Here is a 16,342-nt window from a genome sequence, read left to right as displayed (position 1 = left end):
CCCAAACCGCGGCGTCAGTAGCCATGACGGCAGGCACATCCGCGGGCTTTATCTTCGGACCGGGGACTTTTTTGGGGTGCACCAGGGCACCTGCGGCGGGACCAGGTACGCCCAACCCGCCACCCCTGCGCACAAGATTCCCGACGACGGCCGGTCTGGTTGATCACGGACCTTCATGCCAGACTTGGACCATGCTTGTAGCCTTCTCAGTTGCCCCAGCCGGACACGGCGCCACCACAGGTGAAAACGCGGACGGCTCGGTCCACGATGCGGTGGCCGAGGCCGTGAAGATCGTCCGCGATTCGGGTCTGCCCAACCAAACCGACTCGATGTTCACCACCATCGAGGGTGACTGGGACGAGGTGATGGAGGTGATCAAGCGGGCCACCGAAGCTGTCGGCAAGTACGGAAGCCGTGTCTCACTGGTCCTGAAAGCCGACATCCGGCCCGGCTATTCGGGTGAGTTGACCGGCAAGGTGGAGCGCCTTGAACAGGCCATCGACGAGATGGACGAGTACCAGGGCCATTCATGACCGGCGGGGTTGACCAGTGACCGAATGGGCCGACGTCGAGCGTTATCTGGTGGATACAGTGGTCCACCCGGATGGCGCGTTGGTCCTCGCCGTTGAGGCGACAGCCGACGCGGGAATGCCAGCCATCGAAGTGACCCCTACCCAGGGGAAGTTCCTGATGCTGTTGGCGAGAATCGCTGGCGCTCGCCGGGTTCTCGAGATTGGCACCCTCGGCGGGTTCAGCACCATCTGGTTGGCGCGGGGGATTCCCGACGACGGGACGGTTGACACCTGCGAGTACGAGCAGGCTCACGCCGACGTCGCCCGCAGGAACCTTGACCAGGCGGGTGTGGGCGGGAAGGTCAGGATCCATGTGGGCGCGGCATTGGACACGTTGCCCACCCTGACCGGGCCCTACGATCTGTTTTTTATCGACGCTGACAAGGTCAACAACCCTCGTTACCTCGACTGGGCTGTCCGGCTCTCCCGGCCGGGCAGTGTCATTGTGCTCGATAACGTGGTGCGCGGGGGATCAGTCCTGGACGTAGACGGGGATGAGGCGGTGCAGGGTACCCGCGGCGCGCTCGAACTGCTGGGCTCCCACCCCCAGCTGGAGGCCACCGCGCTGCAGACCGTCGGTTCCAAGGACTGGGACGGGTTGGCGTTGGCCGTGGTGGTAGCCGCCGCGCCCTAAACTGGACTGGTGAAATTTTCCATCCGCCGTGCGTCCCCCGACGACGCCGAAGCGTACTCGCGCACGCATCTGCAGGGCCTCCACGAGACCTACGCCCAGATCATGCCACCGGCCTTCCACAGCCATTACGACGCCGAACTTCCGGTCCTGATGGCCAAGCGACGGGATGCACTCGAGGCTGGCGCTGCTAGTTGGCTGGCGTTCGATAAGGCAGGGACAGCGGTCGGCATTGCGACCTCGGGGCCGGGCCGCGACGACGACCGGCCCGACTTCGAGCTGCACCACATCTACACCCTCGCCTCCACCCACGGCACCGGGCTGGGCCAGCAACTGCTGGACACGGCGATCATGGACCAGGCAGCATACCTGTGGATACTGAACGGCAACCCCCGGGCTGAGCGCTTCTATCGGCGCAACGGGTTTGAACCCGATGGCACGTCCACTCTGTGTGGGCCCACCTGGCACCACCGGCCCATGTTCAGGATGCACCGGCAGCGACAGGTACGCAGCAGCGACGAACGGACGCCGGCGTCGGATTCACGGCAGTGACGGATGCACAGGCGGTTCAGACCCCGGTGCGACTAGCATGGGCCCCATGTCCCCGTTCACCATCCGGCCAAGCGCCGCCGACGAGGTGGAGGCCGTGCTCCGCATGAAGAACCTCGCGTGGCGGCAAACCTATGCCGGCAAGCTCAGCGATGCTGTGTTTGACCGGCTCGACGCGGAGCTCCCCGCACAGGCGGTCGCCCTGCAGGACAGTATCCTGCAGGGCGCGCAGCCACCGCGGGTGGCAACGGATGCCAGCGGCCACATCGTCGGGGTCGCCGCTGGCGGGCCCGCGCGAGGTGACAACCCCCCGACAGAGGTCGAGCTCTACATGGTCTACGTGCTGACCGAAGCGCACGGCATGGGTGTGGGCCATCAGCTGGTGAGTGGAGCCATCGGTTCCGCCCCGGCCTTCGTCTGGGTGTTGGAGAGCAACGCCCGAGCCATTGCGTTCTACCGGAAACTCGGCTTCACCCCCGACGGAACCGCTGAACCCCTGTCCGCGCAGTGGAACCACCAGCGCGAGCTGCGCATGGTCCGGGCAACGACGCCGTGACCGTGACAGTCCGCCGGGCGACCCCCGACGACGCCGACGCCCTGGTGGTGCTGCATAACCGGACCTGGCGCGAAACCTACGGCCACCTGGGACCGCCCGAATTCTTCGACGCCCGAGACGCACGCGCCGCCGCGGACGCCGTCGACCGCCGCCGCCAGCTCGACGACGGCGTCCCGTGGACGGTCGCGGTCGACGACGACGACACACTCGTCGGGTTGGCGCTTGCGGGCCCCAGCCGGGACGCGGACCGCGACGGAACTGAGCTGTACTTTCTGTACGCGCTCCGGCGGGTTCACGGCCGCGGAGTGGGTCCGGCGCTGCTCACCGAAGTGCTTGGTGAACGGGCGGCAAGCCTCTGGGTGCTGGAAGTGAACCACCGGGCTACCGCCTTCTACGGCAGGAACCGGTTTGTCGCTGACGGTGCCCGCCGGAAGGTCAGGACCGAAGGATCCGATCTGCAGGAAATCAGGATGGTGCGTCACTAATGGGCCGGCAACGTGCGCCCCGCTCCGGAGCTCCGAAAGCAGCGGCTGACAATGAAACGGGACCGGTCTCCGGAATCTACGAGACCGACACCGGCACGTGCGAGCTGGAACCCGATCCGTTCAACCCCAACGGCTGGATCCTCAAGGTCAACGGGGTGCCGAGCTCCCACATCGATCTCAGCGACCCGCTGCAGCTGGACTTCGAGTACATGCGGTGGATTGCGGCACTCGTCGAATCCCACCGCCGCGAACTTCACCGCGGCGAGGGCGCTCCACTGCGCGCCCTGCACCTCGGCGGCGGCGCGTGCTCGTTGGCACGCTATCTGGCAGCGGCATTTCCTGAAGCGCGTCAGGTGGTGGTGGAGCTCGACGGAAAGCTCGCCGGGCTGGTGCGGGACTGGTTCGATCTGCCGCGGGCTCCCCTGGTGCGTATCAGGGTGGGGGAGGCGAGGGAAGTGACCGAGTCCCTCACCGCCGGCAGCCGGGACCTGATTATTCGTGACGTCTTTGCCGGCAGCACCACCCCGCGGCCATTGACCACCCTTGAGTTCACCCAGCACGCCAGACGGGTCTTGAGCGAGGGTGGTCTCTACCTGGTGAACTGCGGTGACTCGCCGGCTCTTGCCGGCGCGCGACGGGAGGCGGCCACGATCGGTGAGGTCTTCGCGTACACGGCGATCATCGCTGATCCGGCAATGCTCAAGGGCCGGCGCTACGGGAACGTGATCATCGCGGGAAGCGACAGTCCGCTGGGCCAGGACCCAGGTCTGGCACGCGTGCTGCTGGGCGGTGGGGTGCCCGCCCATGCCTGGGATGACGCGCGGGTGCGGAAGTTCAGCAACGGCGCCCAGGTGCTCCGCGACCAGTAGGCCCGACCGGAACGCAGTGGGGCCTCAGCCCGTCGCGTGCCGGCCCAGCAGGCGGTCCTCATAGGCGGTGGTTGCCTCCCGCAGTGAGGCAACCACCGCGGCGACCGCAGGCTGGCGGAGCGAATCCGGCCTCGCCACCAGCCAGTACCCGAGCCGCTCCGCAATCTGGTCGGGGAGTAGGCGGACCAGGTCGCGGTGGCGGTCGGCCATGAAGCACGGCAGCAGACCGATTCCGGCGCCGGAACGGGTTGCCTCCACGTGCACAAAGACGTTGGTTGAACTGAGCGAATCCCTCATGGCCGGGAGCAGGCGGCGCGGGGTGTCGAGGCTATCGACCTGCAACATCGAGTCGATGAAGTAGACCAGCTGGTGCTCGGTGGCTTCAGCGACGCTCCGCGGTGTCCCCCACTCGGCCAGGTAGTCACGCGATGCATAGAGTCCCAGCATGTATTCACCCAGGCGGATGGCCTCCGCGCGATGCACCTGCGGTTCACCGACCACCACCTCCAGGTCGAGCCCGCTCCGGGTCTGGGACGCGCGGCGGGTCGCTGCGACAATCTCGATCGACAGTAGCGGGTGTAGACGGCGCAATCTGGCGAAGGCCGGTGCGGCAATATACGCGCTGAACCCGTCGGTGGCACTCATGCGCACGACGCCGGCAACGGGGGCGTCGTCGTCGTCCCCGCTGGCGAGCCCCGACACCGCTGAGGCTACCCGTTCCGCTGCGGCGACAGCCCGGTGCCCCAGCTCGGTAAGCTCCCATCCTCCGCTGGCCCGGACAAGCACATGGCCGCCGAGGCTCTTTTCCAGGGCCGCGATCCGGCGCGAGACGGTCGTATGGTTCATCTCAAGGGCGTCCGCGGCGGTGGTGAAGCGACCACTGTGCGAAACGGTGAGCAGGATCAGCAGGTCGTCGGGATTCAGTGAGCTCATATCTGCATTTTCGCACCTTGCTGGTGCGATATTGATCATTGAACTGCCTCGAATCTGCAGTGATACTCAATGAGGTTGTCCGTGGAGTGATGTCAGTCACTACGCCACGCAGTACGCATCGTGTCACCGACGACACAGAAGGAGAACGCCATGAGCGTCAATCAACGCTCCACCCAGCCCGGGCCTCAAGGATCCGCCGGGAACGACCGAACCGACGAATCTGGCCTGAAGAAGGTCGTCGCCGCCTCAATGGTGGGAACCGTCGTCGAGTGGTACGAATTTTTCCTCTACGCCACGGCCGCAACTCTGGTCTTCGCGGTTGTTTTCTTTCCCAACGCTGCCACGCCGCTGGACGGGATCATCGCCGCGTTCCTGACCTACGCCGTCGGCTTCATCGCCCGCCCCCTTGGTGGGATCTTCTTCGGCCAGATCGGCGACAAACTCGGACGCAAGCACACCCTGCAGGTGACGATCATTCTGGTGGGCGTCGCTACGTTCCTGATGGGCTGCCTGCCGGGTTTTAACACTATCGGCTACTGGGCTCCCGCTCTCTTGGTGGTCCTGCGCTTCATCCAGGGTTTCGCGGTAGGTGGTGAATGGGGCGGAGCTGTCCTGCTGGTTGCCGAGCACAGCCCCAACAAGTCCCGTGGTTTCTGGGCCAGCTGGCCACAGGCGGCTGTGCCGGTCGGGAACCTGCTCGCCACGGTGGTTCTCCTGACCATGTCCTTCATCCTGCCGGAGGACGAGTTTCTCGCCTGGGGCTGGCGGGTGGCGTTCTGGCTGTCAGCAGTCATCGTGGTGATTGGCTACTACATCCGGACACACGTCAGCGAAGCTCCGATCTTCCTTGAGGCCCGCGAGCAGGTGGAGCGGGAGAAATCGATCAACTACGGGGTCCTTGAGGTAGTGAAGAAGTACCCCAGGGGGATCCTCGGGGCGATGGGTCTGCGGTTCGCCGAGAACATCCTGTACTACATCATCGTCAGCTTCTCGATCGTCTACCTCAAGACCGTCCACGAATACGACACCAGCCAGCTCCTCCTGGCGCTCCTGATCGCGCACGTGGTGCACTTCCTCGTGATTCCGCAGGTGGGACGGTTGTCCGACCGGTTCGGTCGGAAACCTGTCTACCTGGCGGGAGCCATCCTCGGGGCGACCTGGGCGTTCTTCGCCTTCCCCATGTTCGACACCCAGAACCCCGTGATCATCATCCTGGCCGTCACCATCGGCCTGTGCTTCCACGCACTGATGTACGCGGGCCAGCCGGCGATCATGGCGGAGATGTTCCCCACCCGGATGCGGTACTCAGGCGTTTCACTTGGCTACCAGGTGACATCGATCATCGCCGGGTCGATGGCCCCCATCATCGCGACCGCCATCCTGCAGGAGACAGGCTCCTGGGTTGGCGTGGCCCTGTATGTCCTCGGCGCCTGTGTGGTGACCGGAATCGCCGTCGTGACCCTGCGTGAAACCAGGGGTATTTCCCTGCGCGACGTCGACGCCGAAGACGCGCACCGGCATGGCCTCTCGGCACCCCAGGCTGCCAGCTAGTGGTGGCTTCACGCGCGCAGCACCCGGCAGCATCGGAAGCCACCGGCGGGCAGCCACTCGTTGGGCGCCGGGCGCTGGTGACCGGCGGTGCCAGCGGCATTGGTGCTGCGACCGTGCGCGCCCTCGCCGCACAGGGTGCGTTCGTAACCGTGGCCGATCGGGATGGTGACGGAGCGGCCGCGCTGGCGAAGGAGGTTGGCGGAGTCGCCTGGGCGGTGGACCTGCTGCACACCAGGGAGCTGGAGGGCATCTCCCTTGATGTGGATATCCTGGTCAACAACGCGGGGATCCAGTCCGTACAGCCGATCCACACGTTTGCCCCGGCCGACTTCCGACGCATTCACACCCTGATGCTGGAGGCCCCCTTCCTGCTGATCCGCGCGGCACTGCCGGGGATGTACGAGAGGGGATTCGGGCGCATCATCAACCTGTCCTCCATCCATGGGCTCCGGGCGTCACCGTTCAAGGCGGCGTACGTCTCCGCGAAACACGGTCTCGAAGGTCTGTCCAAGGTGACAGCGCTCGAAGGCGGGGAGCACGGTGTGACGAGCAACTGCGTGAACCCCGGGTACGTACGGACACCGCTGGTCGAGAATCAGATCAGTGACCAGGCGCGCCTGCATGGGATCTCCGAGGAGGACGTGCTCGCGACCATCATGCTGACGGAGAGCGCGATCAAACGGATGGTGGAGCCGGAGGAAGTGGCGGGACTCGTGTGCTGGCTGGCATCCGACCTGGCAGGCATGGTGACCGGTTCGTCTTACGTGATGGACGGCGGTTGGTCGGCACGCTGACCGGCTGACGGGTGCTAGCGCAGGCCCAGCGCCAGTTCGATCGGCCCAATCCCGAAGAACACGACGAACGCTCCGGCGACAGCCCACATCAGCGGGTGGATCTCGCGTGCCCGGCCCTGGAAGGTGCGGACCAGGACGTAGGCGATGAACCCGGCCCCCAGCCCGTTGGCGATTGAGTAGGTGAACGGCATCAGGATGAAGGTCAGGAACGCGGGGATGGCGACCCCCCAGTCCTCCCAATCAATCCGACCGACCTGCGCCACCATCATGAACCCGACGACGACGAGAGCCGGCGCCACCGCCTCGAACGGCACCAGGGAGATCAGCGGGGTGAAGAACATTGCCAGCAGGAACAGGACACCTGTGACGATGTTGGCGATGCCGGTGCGTGCACCCTCGCCGATCCCGGCACCCGATTCGACGTAGATCTGGTTGGAGGACACGGACCCGGCGCCGCCAGCGACGGCGCCAAGAGCGTCAACCACGAGGACCCGGTTGACGCCCGGGATATTCCCCTTCTTGTCCACCAGCTTCGCCTCGTTGGCCAGACCCACCATGGTGCCCATGGCGTCGAAGAAGATGCTCAACAGGATGGTGAAGGTCAGCAGCAACGCGGCGGTCGCACCGATCGTGCCGAAGGCGCCGAACAGGCTCACGTTGCCGATCAGGGACAGATCCGGCACGCCCACCCACGAGCCGGTCGGAATCTCGGGTACCACCAGGGACCAGCCCTGGACGTTTGCGCCGTCGGGGCCGACGCTCGGACCCACGTTGGCTACTGCCTCGATGATGACGGCGAGGATGGTGGAGGCAATCACGCCGATCAGGATGCCGCCGCGGACCTTCCGGACCACCAGGGCGATGGTGAGGATCAGCCCGAACACGAAGACGAGCGTGGGCCAGCCAAGCAGCGCGCCCTCGAAACCCAGACCCACCGGGACGGTGGTCTGCGCGTCGTCGGGGACCCGCCTGACAAACCCCGCGTTGACCAGGCCGATCAGGGCGATGAACAGACCGATGCCCACCACGATCGCGGTCTTGAGGCTTTCGGGGACGGCGTTGAAAACGGCGGTCCGGAAGCCGGTGAGGACCAGAATCAACATGGTCAGTCCAGCCAGCATCACGAGCCCCATCACCTGTGGCCAGGTGAGTTCGGGGTTGGTTGCCACAGTGATCGCAACGAAGGCGTTCACCCCGAGTCCTGTGGCCAGCGCGAACGGGTACTTGGCCCACGCCCCCATCACGATCGTCAGTACTCCGGCCACGAGCGCGGTCACTGCCGCAACCCGCTCGAAGCCCAGTTCGGCGCCGGAGGAGTCCGCTCCCGCCAGAATGAGCGGGTTAAGGACCACGATGTAGCTCATGGCAAAGAAGGTGGCCACCCCACCGCGGATCTCCCGCGCGTAGGTGCTGCCTCGTTGGGAGACTTCGAAATAACGGTCCAGTACGGAACCCTTTTTGAGCATGGTCATTCCTTGAACGAAGTGGGGAGGTCTGCGGATCGAGTCTATCTGCTGCTCAACGGTCTCCCGCTCCCTCCCAGCGAGCTGACAGGACCGACACGTAGAGTTGGCCTATGAGTAGCACCAACCCCCGTTCAACACGGACCGCAGCCGGCCACCTTTTCGTCAGGGTGCCCGCCCTGCTTGCCGCGATGCTGCTGGTGGTCCTGATGACAGCATTGGGCTCCGCGTCCACCGCCAACGCCCACGACGAGCTGGTCGGCAGCAATCCCGAGGCCGGAGCAAGCGTCGAGCAGCTCCCCGAGGCGATTGAGCTGACATTCTCCAGCGTGCCGTCGGGGATCGGATCGGAAGTTGAAGTTCTTGACGAGACTGGCGGCAACTGGGCCGAAGGCGACGTCGCCATCGTTGATCGGGTGGCGAGCCAGCCGCTCCGCACCGGAGCGCCAGCAGGCGAATATACGGTGAACTGGCGCGTAGTTTCCTCGGATTCGCACCCGATCGAGGGAACCTTCACCGTCACCGCGGCTGCCGCAGGTACTGCCCAGTCCCCTTCCGCAGCGGTAGGCACCCAGATGCCGATCGAAATCGAGGAAGCCGAGCAGACGGTCCAGAACGATTTCCCGTGGAGCATCGTGGTGATGGTGGTAGTTCTGATCGGGCTGGCAGTCTACCTGGCAGTTACAGCACGGAAGCGGTTGCGGCAAGGATCCGATTCCTAGCACTCCCGCAAGGATCGGCGCACCGATTCAATTCGCAATTTTTGCTCATTAGCTGATGTTTGCTTATCGCCCTATGGGCTGTACTCGGCAATTAATGCACCGGCCAAGATAACGAAAGAACATCAATTCGTTGACGTCTCGTGGTGACTTCGTCCGACGTCGATAATCCCCGAGTTCATCGGGATCGAGGCGCCTTCAGGGTGTGTCGGAGGGCTCCAAAGCTGCCATCAAACGGCGCCGATCCCAGCTTTTTTACGGGGTTCGGCCGCGCCTGAGGCGAGTCATCGCCGGTATATTGGGGTTATTCAATACCGCTGATTGTCATCGCCGATTTTGGACTGAGGCCATTGTTGCCCGTCCCCTCCTGCAAATAAGCAGGCTTATTTTCCGATTTATCCGTGATCCGCAGGGTGTGATTTTAATGCCTTGACCGCCAGGTCCGATTGTCCTGGGTGGTGCCATTCAGCGTTCCGTGCGTGTCCAAATTGTGCTGTCCCAGGGCAGGCATCGAAAGCAACGCAGAGCGAGGAGCAAGATAACTGTGCCAGTCATTGAGGCCCAAGGGGTCTTTAAGATCTTCGGAAACAGACCCGTTCGCGCCGTCGAGCGGTTGCGTGCCGGGGCGACCCGTGAGCAACTTCGCAAGGACAACCTGACCCCCGCGGTCATCGATGCCACTTTCGACGTCGCTGAAGGCGAGATCTTCGTTGTGATGGGCCTGTCCGGGTCAGGCAAGTCGACCCTGATCAGGATGGTTAACGGTCTACTCATGCCAACCGCCGGATCGATGAGCATTGCCGGCAATGACATCACCCGTCTGAAGGGCAAGGATCTGCGGCGGGTGAGGCGGGAAAAGGTCAGCATGGTCTTCCAGCACTTCGCGCTGTTGCCCCACCGAACGGTCGGCGAGAACGCCGCCTATGGGTTGAAGGTGCAGGGGCTGAACCGTTCCGAACGGGAGAGAAAGGCTGAGGAAGCACTGCGACTGGTCGGGCTGGATGGCTGGGGAGGATCGCTCCCCGGTGAGCTCTCCGGTGGAATGCGGCAGCGGGTGGGGTTGGCGCGTGCCCTGGCAGCCGAGACCGACGTGATGCTGATGGACGAAGCGTTCAGCGCGCTCGATCCGCTCATCCGACGCGAGATGCAGGACCAACTGGTCGAGCTGCAGCACAAGCTCGGCAAGACCATCCTGTTCATTACCCACGACCTCAACGAAGCGATGCGGCTTGGCGACAGGATTGCGATGATGCGAGACGGTCGGATAGTGCAGATCGGGACGACCGAGCAAATCCTGAACGATCCTGCCAACGATTATGTCGCCCAGTTCGTCCAGGACGTTGACCGGACGCGGGTGCTTACCGCATCGGCGGTCATGGAGCCGGCCGTTGCCGTGCTCGGAAGCGAACAGGGCCCACGGGCTGCCCACAAGCTGCTGAGAGAGCATCAGCTCTCCAGCCTGATGGTTGTCAGCCGGGACAAAACCCTGCAGGGGATCGTGCATGAGCAGGACGTGGCCGTCGCCGTTTCGCGGGGCGCCGACAACCTCGACGGCCTGCTGCGGTCGGCTGCGACGGTTCGCCTGGATACGCCGCTCGCCGACCTGATGACGGCCGCGGCGGAGAGCGTCGTTGCCCTGGCGGTGGTCGACAACCAGGGCCGGCTCTCCGGAGTGATTCCAAGGGTCACCCTGCTCAACGCGCTCGGCGACCCCAACGCGAGAGTCGAACATATCGGTCCCGATCAGGAGGTGATGGCATGAGCCTCACAACCAGCCGCACCGACGGCGAAATAGTGCCCCGCATCCCTGTCGGCGAAGGGATCGAGACGGTCTTCGACTGGGTGGACGACACCCTGGGCAGCTTCTTCACCTCTGTCCGCGATGTGATTCTAGGCGCGACCGACGGCCTGGCCGACGCGCTCAACACCCCGGCTCCGCTCGTGATGGTGATTCTGTTCTCGCTGTTGGCATTACTGGTCAAGGACTGGAAGTTCGCCCTCGTGGCGTTTGTGGGGCTCGTTTTCGTTATCGGCGTCGACCAGTGGGAGAACGCGATGACGACGCTTGCCCTCGTGCTGATTGCCACTTTTATCGCCCTGGTGATAGCCATCCCGCTCGGTGTCGTCGCGGCAAAGTCGGATTCGATGAGCAATGCGATCCGCCCGGTGATGGACCTGATGCAGACCATGCCGGCTTTCGTCTGGCTGGTACCGGTGGTCACCCTCTTCAGTATTGGTGTTGCTGGCGGTGTCGTCGCCACAGTCATCTTCGCGTTGCCGCCGGGTGTCCGGCTCACCGAGCTGGGCATCCGTCAGGTGGACTCCGAGGTGGTCGAGGCCGGTCACGCGTTCGGCAGCACCCCGGGACAGATCCTGCGCGGCATCCAGCTTCCGCTGGCGTTGCCGACGATCATGGCGGGCGTCAACCAGGTGATTATGCTCGCGCTCTCCATGGCGGTCATTGCCGGTCTTGTGGGCGCTGGTGGGCTCGGCGGCGCCGTGACCTCCTCGATCTCGCAACTCGACATCGGGCTTGGCTTCGAAGCTGGCCTGTCCGTGGTGGTCCTGGCGATCTTCCTCGATCGTGCGACGGCGGGCGTCGGCGACGGCAGGTCGGACCGCGACCGCCGACTCATGAGAGGGCTGGCCAGGATATTCGGCCGGCCTGGGGCGAAGCCGGTTCCACAAACCACTACATCTTGACCCTCCAACCACTCCACGGGCGCCCTTTCGATGGGCACCCTCCGATGAATAAGGAAAGAAGATCAATGACTAAGAAACTAGGCACACGACGCGTCGGAGTACTTGCGGCACTGATGACAGTTGCTCTCGGAGTGACAGCCTGCGGCGGATCAGATGCGTCCAGCGACGAGGGAACCGAAGATGCGGCACAGGCCATTACCCTGGGCATCATCCCCTCCTGGACTGACGGACTGAGCACCGCCTACCTGTGGGAGAACATCCTCGAAGCCGAGGGAATCGACGTCGAGATCCAGGAACTGAGCGAGGCTGCCCCGCTCTACACTGGCCTTTCGAACGGCGATCTTGACGTGTACCCCTCGGGCTGGTCCGAAGCGACCCACGCCGAGTACATGGAAGAGTACGGCGACGACATCGAGGATCTTGGCGCTTACTACGACAACGCCAAGCTCACCTTCGCCGTCCCGGAATACACGGACATTGACTCGATCGCTGACCTCACCGGCAACGCCGACATGTTTGACGGCCGGATCGTCGGCATCGAACCGGGAGCCGGCCTCACGGCCGTGACCAAGGACGATGTCATGCCCGCGTATGGCCTTGAGGACGACTATGAGCTTGTCGAGTCGTCCACGACGGCGATGCTGACGGAGCTGCAGAGCGCCGTCGACGCCGAGGAAGACATCGTGGTGACCCTGTGGAAGCCTTTCTGGGCGAACAGCTCCTTCCCCCTGAAGGATCTTGAGGATCCCGAGGCTGCGCTGGGCCCGGTTGAGGGACTGCACACGTTGGCGCGGACCGGGTTCACCGAGGACTTCCCGGAGGTCGCCGAGATGATGTCCAACTTCAAGCTCGACGACGAACAGTACGGTCAGCTTGAGAACCTCGTCGTCAACGAGTTCGGTTCAGGCCAGGAAGCTGAAGCCGTCGAGCAGTGGCTCGAGGAGAACCCCGACTTCATCGATGGCCTGAAGGGCTAGCACTCAGCTGATTTTTCAGGGGTAGCGCCCCGAGGCGGGAGGACCGGACATTTGTCGGTCCTCCCGTTGTCGTCGATGCCCGGTTCGTGTACCAGGAAAGCTCCGGTCGGCTGACTAGACGTTGATGGCCCGCGTCGGCACGAGCAGCGGTGGATGCTGGACTATCGCGGCGCTGACCAGCTTGGCCTGACGGACAATTTCCCGGGTGGTGGGGCTCAACAGCTCTCCCACCCCCACCAGATGCAGGCCGATCGCCTGGGTGGCCGACTTCAGGTCATGGCCTACAGCTAAGCCCAGGGAGAGCAAAAACCGGCGCAACTGATTCTGGGGGTACTTCGTGAGCACCACATGGTCAGCCAGCAGCACGCCGCAGTCAGTTTGCACAGCCCATTTCTTGGCTCCAAGGATCGGGGCGGGCAGCAGCTTCGAATGGCCTACCACGCACAGGTTCTCGGCGAGCGTGCTGTGACGGATATCCAACGAATGGCTGCTGGCATACCCGCGCAACAGCCGAAGCAACTCGGTCCGCTCAGCGAGGGACACCGAATCGGTCAGCGCGGTCCGGGAAAGCTGCCCGGTGTCCACCGGGTCCAGACACTCGACCACGATGGAGTGGATACCCCGTCGACTCAGTTCGCTGGCCACCGCCAAACCGGGAAGTCCCGAGCCAATCACCACCGTGGTAGTGAGTTCCGCGCCGCCGTGCACGGCTGAGCTTGTGACCACAGTTCCGGGCATCGGCGAACTCACAGATAGACCTCCGGGGGATGGTGTAATTCCGCACAGCCCGGCGCCTCTTCCGGGCCGTGCGGACACTTGGCTGCGAACGGGTCAACCAAGCGCACTTCGTTACAGACGACCCACGAGTGGCTCATTCCAGTAACGATTTCTCGAAGCGTACATAACTTTGGCCACGGTGAATAGTCCTATGCGGGAGAGTAGGCTTTGAAATAGTGTGGCGGCGGTTCGCGATTGGCGACTGGGTGCCGGAGTTTGTAACCGTAGAGAGGCGTGGCCATGAAAAAGGCACAGTCTGAGAATGGTATGAACAGTCGCTACGGCAGTGGGATTGTCGTCGGTGTGGACGGGTCCGACCAGAGCCAGTGCGCTCTGGTCTGGGCGGCCCACGAGGCCGAGCGCAGAGGCACCCGCCTGAGTGTGGTGACGGCCTACACCGTTCCGGTGTTCGCAGCGTCCAGCATGGACGCCGGATACGCCACGATTGATGACGCAGTCATCCGTGAGGGTGCGGAGGCAGTGGTCAACCAGGCCGTCGAACGTGTCAAGGGCCTCCCGATCGACGTCGTCCCCAGGGTGGAAGCTGGCGACGCCGCCGGGGTGCTTCTGGAGCTTTCGGAGGAAGCCGAACTGATTGTGGTCGGCTCCCGCGGGCGAGGCGGCTTCGTCGGTCGACTGCTGGGGTCGGTCAGTAGTGCGGTCCCCGGACACGCCAAGTGCCCCACTGTGGTGATTCCCCTCTGCGCAGCCCGCCGCCTCCATGAGGCAGGTGTGGAGCCGCCCCGGATGAAGGGCGAGCCCGGCCCCACCGCTGATCAGGTGGAAAAGGTGGTGGTGGTGGGCGTTGACGGTTCGGAGCAGGCTCGCATGGCGTCCCTGGCCGCAGCCGAGCAGGCGGTTTCACGGGGAATGCCACTGCGGGTGGTCTGCTCGCTTCCGCCGTTCACCGGGTCACTGGCGTGGGTGCCAGCCCCGCTGGACCGGGAGGCGCTGCACGCTGACATCCGCGTCCAGCTGAACGCCGGGAAGAAATGGCTGCAGAGTCACTTCCCAAGCCTCCAGATTTCCGTCGACCTCCTCGATGGACCTCCGGTGGAGGTGCTCATCGAATCCTCCCGCACGTCGGAGTTGCTGGTGGTTGGCACCCGTGGGCGGGGAGGGTTTGCGGGAATGCTGCTTGGCTCCACCAGCCAGGGGGTACTGCATCACGCCAAAGGTCCGGTGCTGGTTGTCCCCGACAGTGATGACCCACGGCTAGTGGACCGCGAAAAGTTCGGACCGATGGTCGCACCCACCAGCTGATGGGCGGCCGTCCGGCCAGCCCGCCAACCAGGGCCGCAGCTGCGGTGTCATTTCCGGGCTTTCCGGCGCGGCGTGTCACACATCCGCGTCCTGTCAGGCATGTTTGCGGGTTTCGTGGACGGCATGTTCGGTTGGTTCGATCTGGAAGGTGCAGTGGCAAAATGGTTTCGAAGACAGTGGGTCAGTCGGTCAAGAACCTGATCCACTCCCTCCGCATGGAGGGTTCCGCCGTCAACCACCACATGGGCTGAAAAGACCGGAACGCCTGAGGTGATGGTCCAGGCATGAATATCGTGAACCCCCAGGCTTTCCGTTTGGCCGTCACGCAGGCTCAGGAGGCAGGCCAGGTTGGCAGCCGCGCCGATCATCGCGGTCACAATCATCACGTCGGTACGAATGTCGGGCCTGGTCGAGATGCGCCGCAACGCCTCGATAATGATGACAACGGCGATCACCACCAGGATGATCGCATTCGCGAGGGCCGCGAGTACCTCAGGCCGTTGATACCCATAGGTACTTCGTCGGGTGGCGGGGCGGGTGGCTATCGAGGCGGGGAAGTGGGCAATCGAGGCGAGCCGCGGAGGCCTGCATCTATCCCCAGCCCAGTTCGTGCAGCCTGTCGTCGTCGATTCCGAAATGATGGGCCACTTCGTGGATGACCGTGATGAGGATTTCCTCTATGAGCTCCTCGCGGGTTTCACAATGGCGCATCAGCGGCTGCCGGAAGATGCTGATGCTGTCCGGCAGGGAACCGGCCTCCCACCAGGAGTCACGTTCGGTCAGAGGGGTGCCCTCGTAGAGTCCCAGGAGCTCGGTGTCCGGGTCCTCGCCAGGACCGGGCTCGTACTCCTCCCGCACAAAGATGGCGACGTTGTTCATGGTGCGCATCAGATCCTCGGGAATCTGATCGATCGCGTCATCCACAGCTGACTCGAAGTCTTCAAGGGTTATCTCTATCGGCACACTCACGACTGTACTGCCGCCGCCGGATGGCCGCAGCGGGCAGCCGCCGTCGCCGTTTTGTGGAATCGCCGCACAGGCCCTATAGTTTTATAGGTCCACAGCAGGGGAAAATTTCTTGCCCCGTGTGGTCCAGGCCCCCATCGTCTAGCGGCCTAGGACACCGCCCTTTCACGGCGGCGGCACGGGTTCGAATCCCGTTGGGGGTACGCAGGAGCAGAACGTCATCGGGTAAAACTGGGACGGTCAGGAAGCGGCAGAGATGCTGGTAGGCTGAAGCTCTTGTAAAAAAATGCAAGGCCCTGTAGCGCAGTTGGTTAGCGCGCCGCCCTGTCACGGCGGAGGTCGCGGGTTCAAGTCCCGTCAGGGTCGCTCAGGTTTGCCAGTTTAGGCTGGTTGACCGCGGTGACTGTCGTAGGATAGTTGCACGGCTCTGTAGCTCAGTTGGTAGAGCGTTCGACTGAAAATCGAAAGGTCACCGGATCGACGCCGGTCGGAGCCACCAGCTAAAACCCCCGGTCAGCCGGGGGTTTTTTCTTT

Annotated in this window: 18 protein-coding genes and 3 tRNA genes; 16 read left to right on the top strand and 5 right to left on the bottom strand. The window is 63.9% G+C overall.

Annotated features, from left to right (window positions below):
* Window positions 1-191 precede the first annotated feature (191 nt).
* Genes H4V95_RS17410 through H4V95_RS17385 form a run of 6 tightly spaced genes read left to right on the top strand, consistent with a single transcriptional unit; the run spans window position 192 to window position 3,662 of the window.
* Window positions 192-533, top strand: coding sequence for a thiamine-binding protein (locus tag H4V95_RS17410; protein ID WP_196867058.1), 342 nt, complete (start codon window positions 192-194; stop codon window positions 531-533).
* Window positions 534-549: 16 nt separating this feature from the next.
* Window positions 550-1,206 carry an O-methyltransferase gene (locus H4V95_RS17405; RefSeq protein WP_196867059.1) on the top strand — a complete coding sequence of 219 codons (657 nt, stop codon included), beginning with the start codon at window positions 550-552 and terminating at the stop codon, window positions 1,204-1,206.
* Window positions 1,207-1,215: 9 nt separating this feature from the next.
* Window positions 1,216-1,755, top strand: coding sequence for a GNAT family N-acetyltransferase (locus H4V95_RS17400; RefSeq protein ID WP_312884075.1), 540 nt, complete (start codon window positions 1,216-1,218; stop codon window positions 1,753-1,755).
* Between the two features lie 46 nt (window positions 1,756-1,801).
* Entirely contained in the window at window positions 1,802-2,308 is a 507-nt protein-coding gene (locus tag H4V95_RS17395) for a GNAT family N-acetyltransferase (protein ID WP_209731188.1), read from the top strand.
* A complete protein-coding gene (locus H4V95_RS17390; protein WP_196867061.1) occupies window positions 2,305-2,793 on the top strand; it encodes a GNAT family N-acetyltransferase in 489 nt (162 codons plus the stop codon). Before H4V95_RS17395 ends, H4V95_RS17390 begins: the two co-directional genes overlap by 4 nt.
* Window positions 2,793-3,662: a spermidine synthase gene (locus H4V95_RS17385; RefSeq protein ID WP_209731187.1), complete on the top strand. Its 870-nt coding sequence runs from the start codon at window positions 2,793-2,795 to the stop codon at window positions 3,660-3,662. The genes H4V95_RS17390 and H4V95_RS17385 overlap by 1 nt, the downstream gene beginning before the upstream one ends.
* 24 nt (window positions 3,663-3,686) lie before the next feature.
* Here H4V95_RS17385 and H4V95_RS17380 read toward each other — a convergent pair whose 3' ends face one another.
* Window positions 3,687-4,595, bottom strand: coding sequence for a LysR family transcriptional regulator (locus tag H4V95_RS17380; RefSeq protein ID WP_196867063.1), 909 nt, complete (start codon window positions 4,593-4,595; stop codon window positions 3,687-3,689).
* A gap of 150 nt (window positions 4,596-4,745) precedes the next feature.
* On the opposite strand from H4V95_RS17380, the gene H4V95_RS17375 reads away from it, so the two are divergent.
* Both H4V95_RS17375 and H4V95_RS17370 read left to right on the top strand, forming a co-directional pair.
* Window positions 4,746-6,146 carry an MFS transporter gene (locus H4V95_RS17375; protein WP_281064539.1) on the top strand — a complete coding sequence of 467 codons (1,401 nt, stop codon included), beginning with the start codon at window positions 4,746-4,748 and terminating at the stop codon, window positions 6,144-6,146.
* Complete coding sequence (locus H4V95_RS17370; protein ID WP_312884074.1) at window positions 6,146-6,940, top strand: 3-hydroxybutyrate dehydrogenase; 795 nt, start codon at window positions 6,146-6,148, stop codon at window positions 6,938-6,940. The genes H4V95_RS17375 and H4V95_RS17370 overlap by 1 nt, the downstream gene beginning before the upstream one ends.
* A gap of 14 nt (window positions 6,941-6,954) precedes the next feature.
* Here the strand turns inward: H4V95_RS17370 and H4V95_RS17365 are convergent, their stop codons facing one another.
* Complete coding sequence (locus H4V95_RS17365) at window positions 6,955-8,406, bottom strand: NCS2 family permease (RefSeq protein WP_209731186.1); 1,452 nt, start codon at window positions 8,404-8,406, stop codon at window positions 6,955-6,957.
* 110 nt (window positions 8,407-8,516) lie between these two features.
* Here H4V95_RS17365 and H4V95_RS17360 point away from each other — a divergent pair, with 110 nt between their 5' ends.
* From H4V95_RS17360 to H4V95_RS17345, 4 genes are all read left to right on the top strand, one after another.
* On the top strand, window positions 8,517-9,125 hold the full coding sequence (locus H4V95_RS17360) for a copper resistance CopC family protein (RefSeq protein ID WP_196867065.1): 609 nt from the start codon (window positions 8,517-8,519) through the stop codon (window positions 9,123-9,125).
* A 541-nt stretch (window positions 9,126-9,666) separates the two neighbouring features.
* Entirely contained in the window at window positions 9,667-10,884 is a 1,218-nt protein-coding gene (locus H4V95_RS17355) for a glycine betaine/L-proline ABC transporter ATP-binding protein (RefSeq protein WP_196867066.1), read from the top strand.
* The gene (locus H4V95_RS17350) at window positions 10,881-11,825 is read left to right on the top strand and encodes a proline/glycine betaine ABC transporter permease (RefSeq protein WP_196867067.1); all 945 of its coding nucleotides are present in this window, start codon (window positions 10,881-10,883) and stop codon (window positions 11,823-11,825) included. Before H4V95_RS17355 ends, H4V95_RS17350 begins: the two co-directional genes overlap by 4 nt.
* A 65-nt stretch (window positions 11,826-11,890) precedes the next feature.
* Entirely contained in the window at window positions 11,891-12,802 is a 912-nt protein-coding gene (locus H4V95_RS17345) for a glycine betaine ABC transporter substrate-binding protein (protein WP_209731185.1), read from the top strand.
* A gap of 114 nt (window positions 12,803-12,916) precedes the next feature.
* Here the strand turns inward: H4V95_RS17345 and H4V95_RS17340 are convergent, their stop codons facing one another.
* A complete protein-coding gene (locus H4V95_RS17340; protein ID WP_312884073.1) occupies window positions 12,917-13,552 on the bottom strand; it encodes an FAD-dependent monooxygenase in 636 nt (211 codons plus the stop codon).
* A gap of 294 nt (window positions 13,553-13,846) precedes the next feature.
* Between H4V95_RS17340 and H4V95_RS17335 the strand changes: the two genes are divergently transcribed.
* Window positions 13,847-14,842, top strand: coding sequence for a universal stress protein (locus tag H4V95_RS17335; RefSeq protein WP_245345763.1), 996 nt, complete (start codon window positions 13,847-13,849; stop codon window positions 14,840-14,842).
* 47 nt (window positions 14,843-14,889) lie between these two features.
* Here H4V95_RS17335 and H4V95_RS17330 read toward each other — a convergent pair whose 3' ends face one another.
* On the bottom strand, window positions 14,890-15,387 hold the full coding sequence (locus tag H4V95_RS17330) for a cation transporter (RefSeq protein WP_312884111.1): 498 nt from the start codon (window positions 15,385-15,387) through the stop codon (window positions 14,890-14,892).
* 46 nt (window positions 15,388-15,433) lie between these two features.
* Window positions 15,434-15,841, bottom strand: coding sequence for a metallopeptidase family protein (locus H4V95_RS17325; RefSeq protein WP_245346304.1), 408 nt, complete (start codon window positions 15,839-15,841; stop codon window positions 15,434-15,436).
* Window positions 15,842-15,938: 97 nt separating this feature from the next.
* Here H4V95_RS17325 and H4V95_RS17320 point away from each other — a divergent pair.
* The 3 genes from H4V95_RS17320 to H4V95_RS17310 all read left to right on the top strand — a co-directional run bounded on the left by H4V95_RS17320 (window position 15,939) and on the right by H4V95_RS17310 (window position 16,307).
* A tRNA-Glu gene (locus tag H4V95_RS17320) sits at window positions 15,939-16,011 on the top strand.
* An 89-nt stretch (window positions 16,012-16,100) separates the two neighbouring features.
* A tRNA-Asp gene (locus H4V95_RS17315) sits at window positions 16,101-16,174 on the top strand.
* A gap of 57 nt (window positions 16,175-16,231) precedes the next feature.
* A tRNA-Phe gene (locus H4V95_RS17310) sits at window positions 16,232-16,307 on the top strand.
* Window positions 16,308-16,342 lie beyond the last annotated feature (35 nt).

Source organism: Arthrobacter sp. CAN_C5 (genome assembly GCF_017875735.1).
Lineage (GTDB): Bacteria > Actinomycetota > Actinomycetes > Actinomycetales > Micrococcaceae > Arthrobacter_D.
Note: the sequence above shows the minus strand (reverse complement) of the source record. Positions and strands in the feature narration are given on the sequence as shown.

Coding starts and splice junctions, on each gene's coding strand:
- H4V95_RS17410 (WP_196867058.1), top strand. CDS start 192: ATGCTTGTAGCCTTCTCAGTTGCCCCAGCCGGACACGGCGCCACCACA.
- H4V95_RS17395 (WP_209731188.1), top strand. CDS start 1,802: ATGTCCCCGTTCACCATCCGGCCAAGCGCCGCCGACGAGGTGGAGGCC.
- H4V95_RS17385 (WP_209731187.1), top strand. CDS start 2,793: ATGGGCCGGCAACGTGCGCCCCGCTCCGGAGCTCCGAAAGCAGCGGCT.
- H4V95_RS17380 (WP_196867063.1), bottom strand. CDS start 4,595: ATGAGCTCACTGAATCCCGACGACCTGCTGATCCTGCTCACCGTTTCG.
- H4V95_RS17375 (WP_281064539.1), top strand. CDS start 4,746: ATGAGCGTCAATCAACGCTCCACCCAGCCCGGGCCTCAAGGATCCGCC.
- H4V95_RS17365 (WP_209731186.1), bottom strand. CDS start 8,406: ATGCTCAAAAAGGGTTCCGTACTGGACCGTTATTTCGAAGTCTCCCAA.
- H4V95_RS17360 (WP_196867065.1), top strand. CDS start 8,517: ATGAGTAGCACCAACCCCCGTTCAACACGGACCGCAGCCGGCCACCTT.
- H4V95_RS17350 (WP_196867067.1), top strand. CDS start 10,881: ATGAGCCTCACAACCAGCCGCACCGACGGCGAAATAGTGCCCCGCATC.
- H4V95_RS17345 (WP_209731185.1), top strand. CDS start 11,891: ATGACTAAGAAACTAGGCACACGACGCGTCGGAGTACTTGCGGCACTG.
- H4V95_RS17335 (WP_245345763.1), top strand. CDS start 13,847: ATGAACAGTCGCTACGGCAGTGGGATTGTCGTCGGTGTGGACGGGTCC.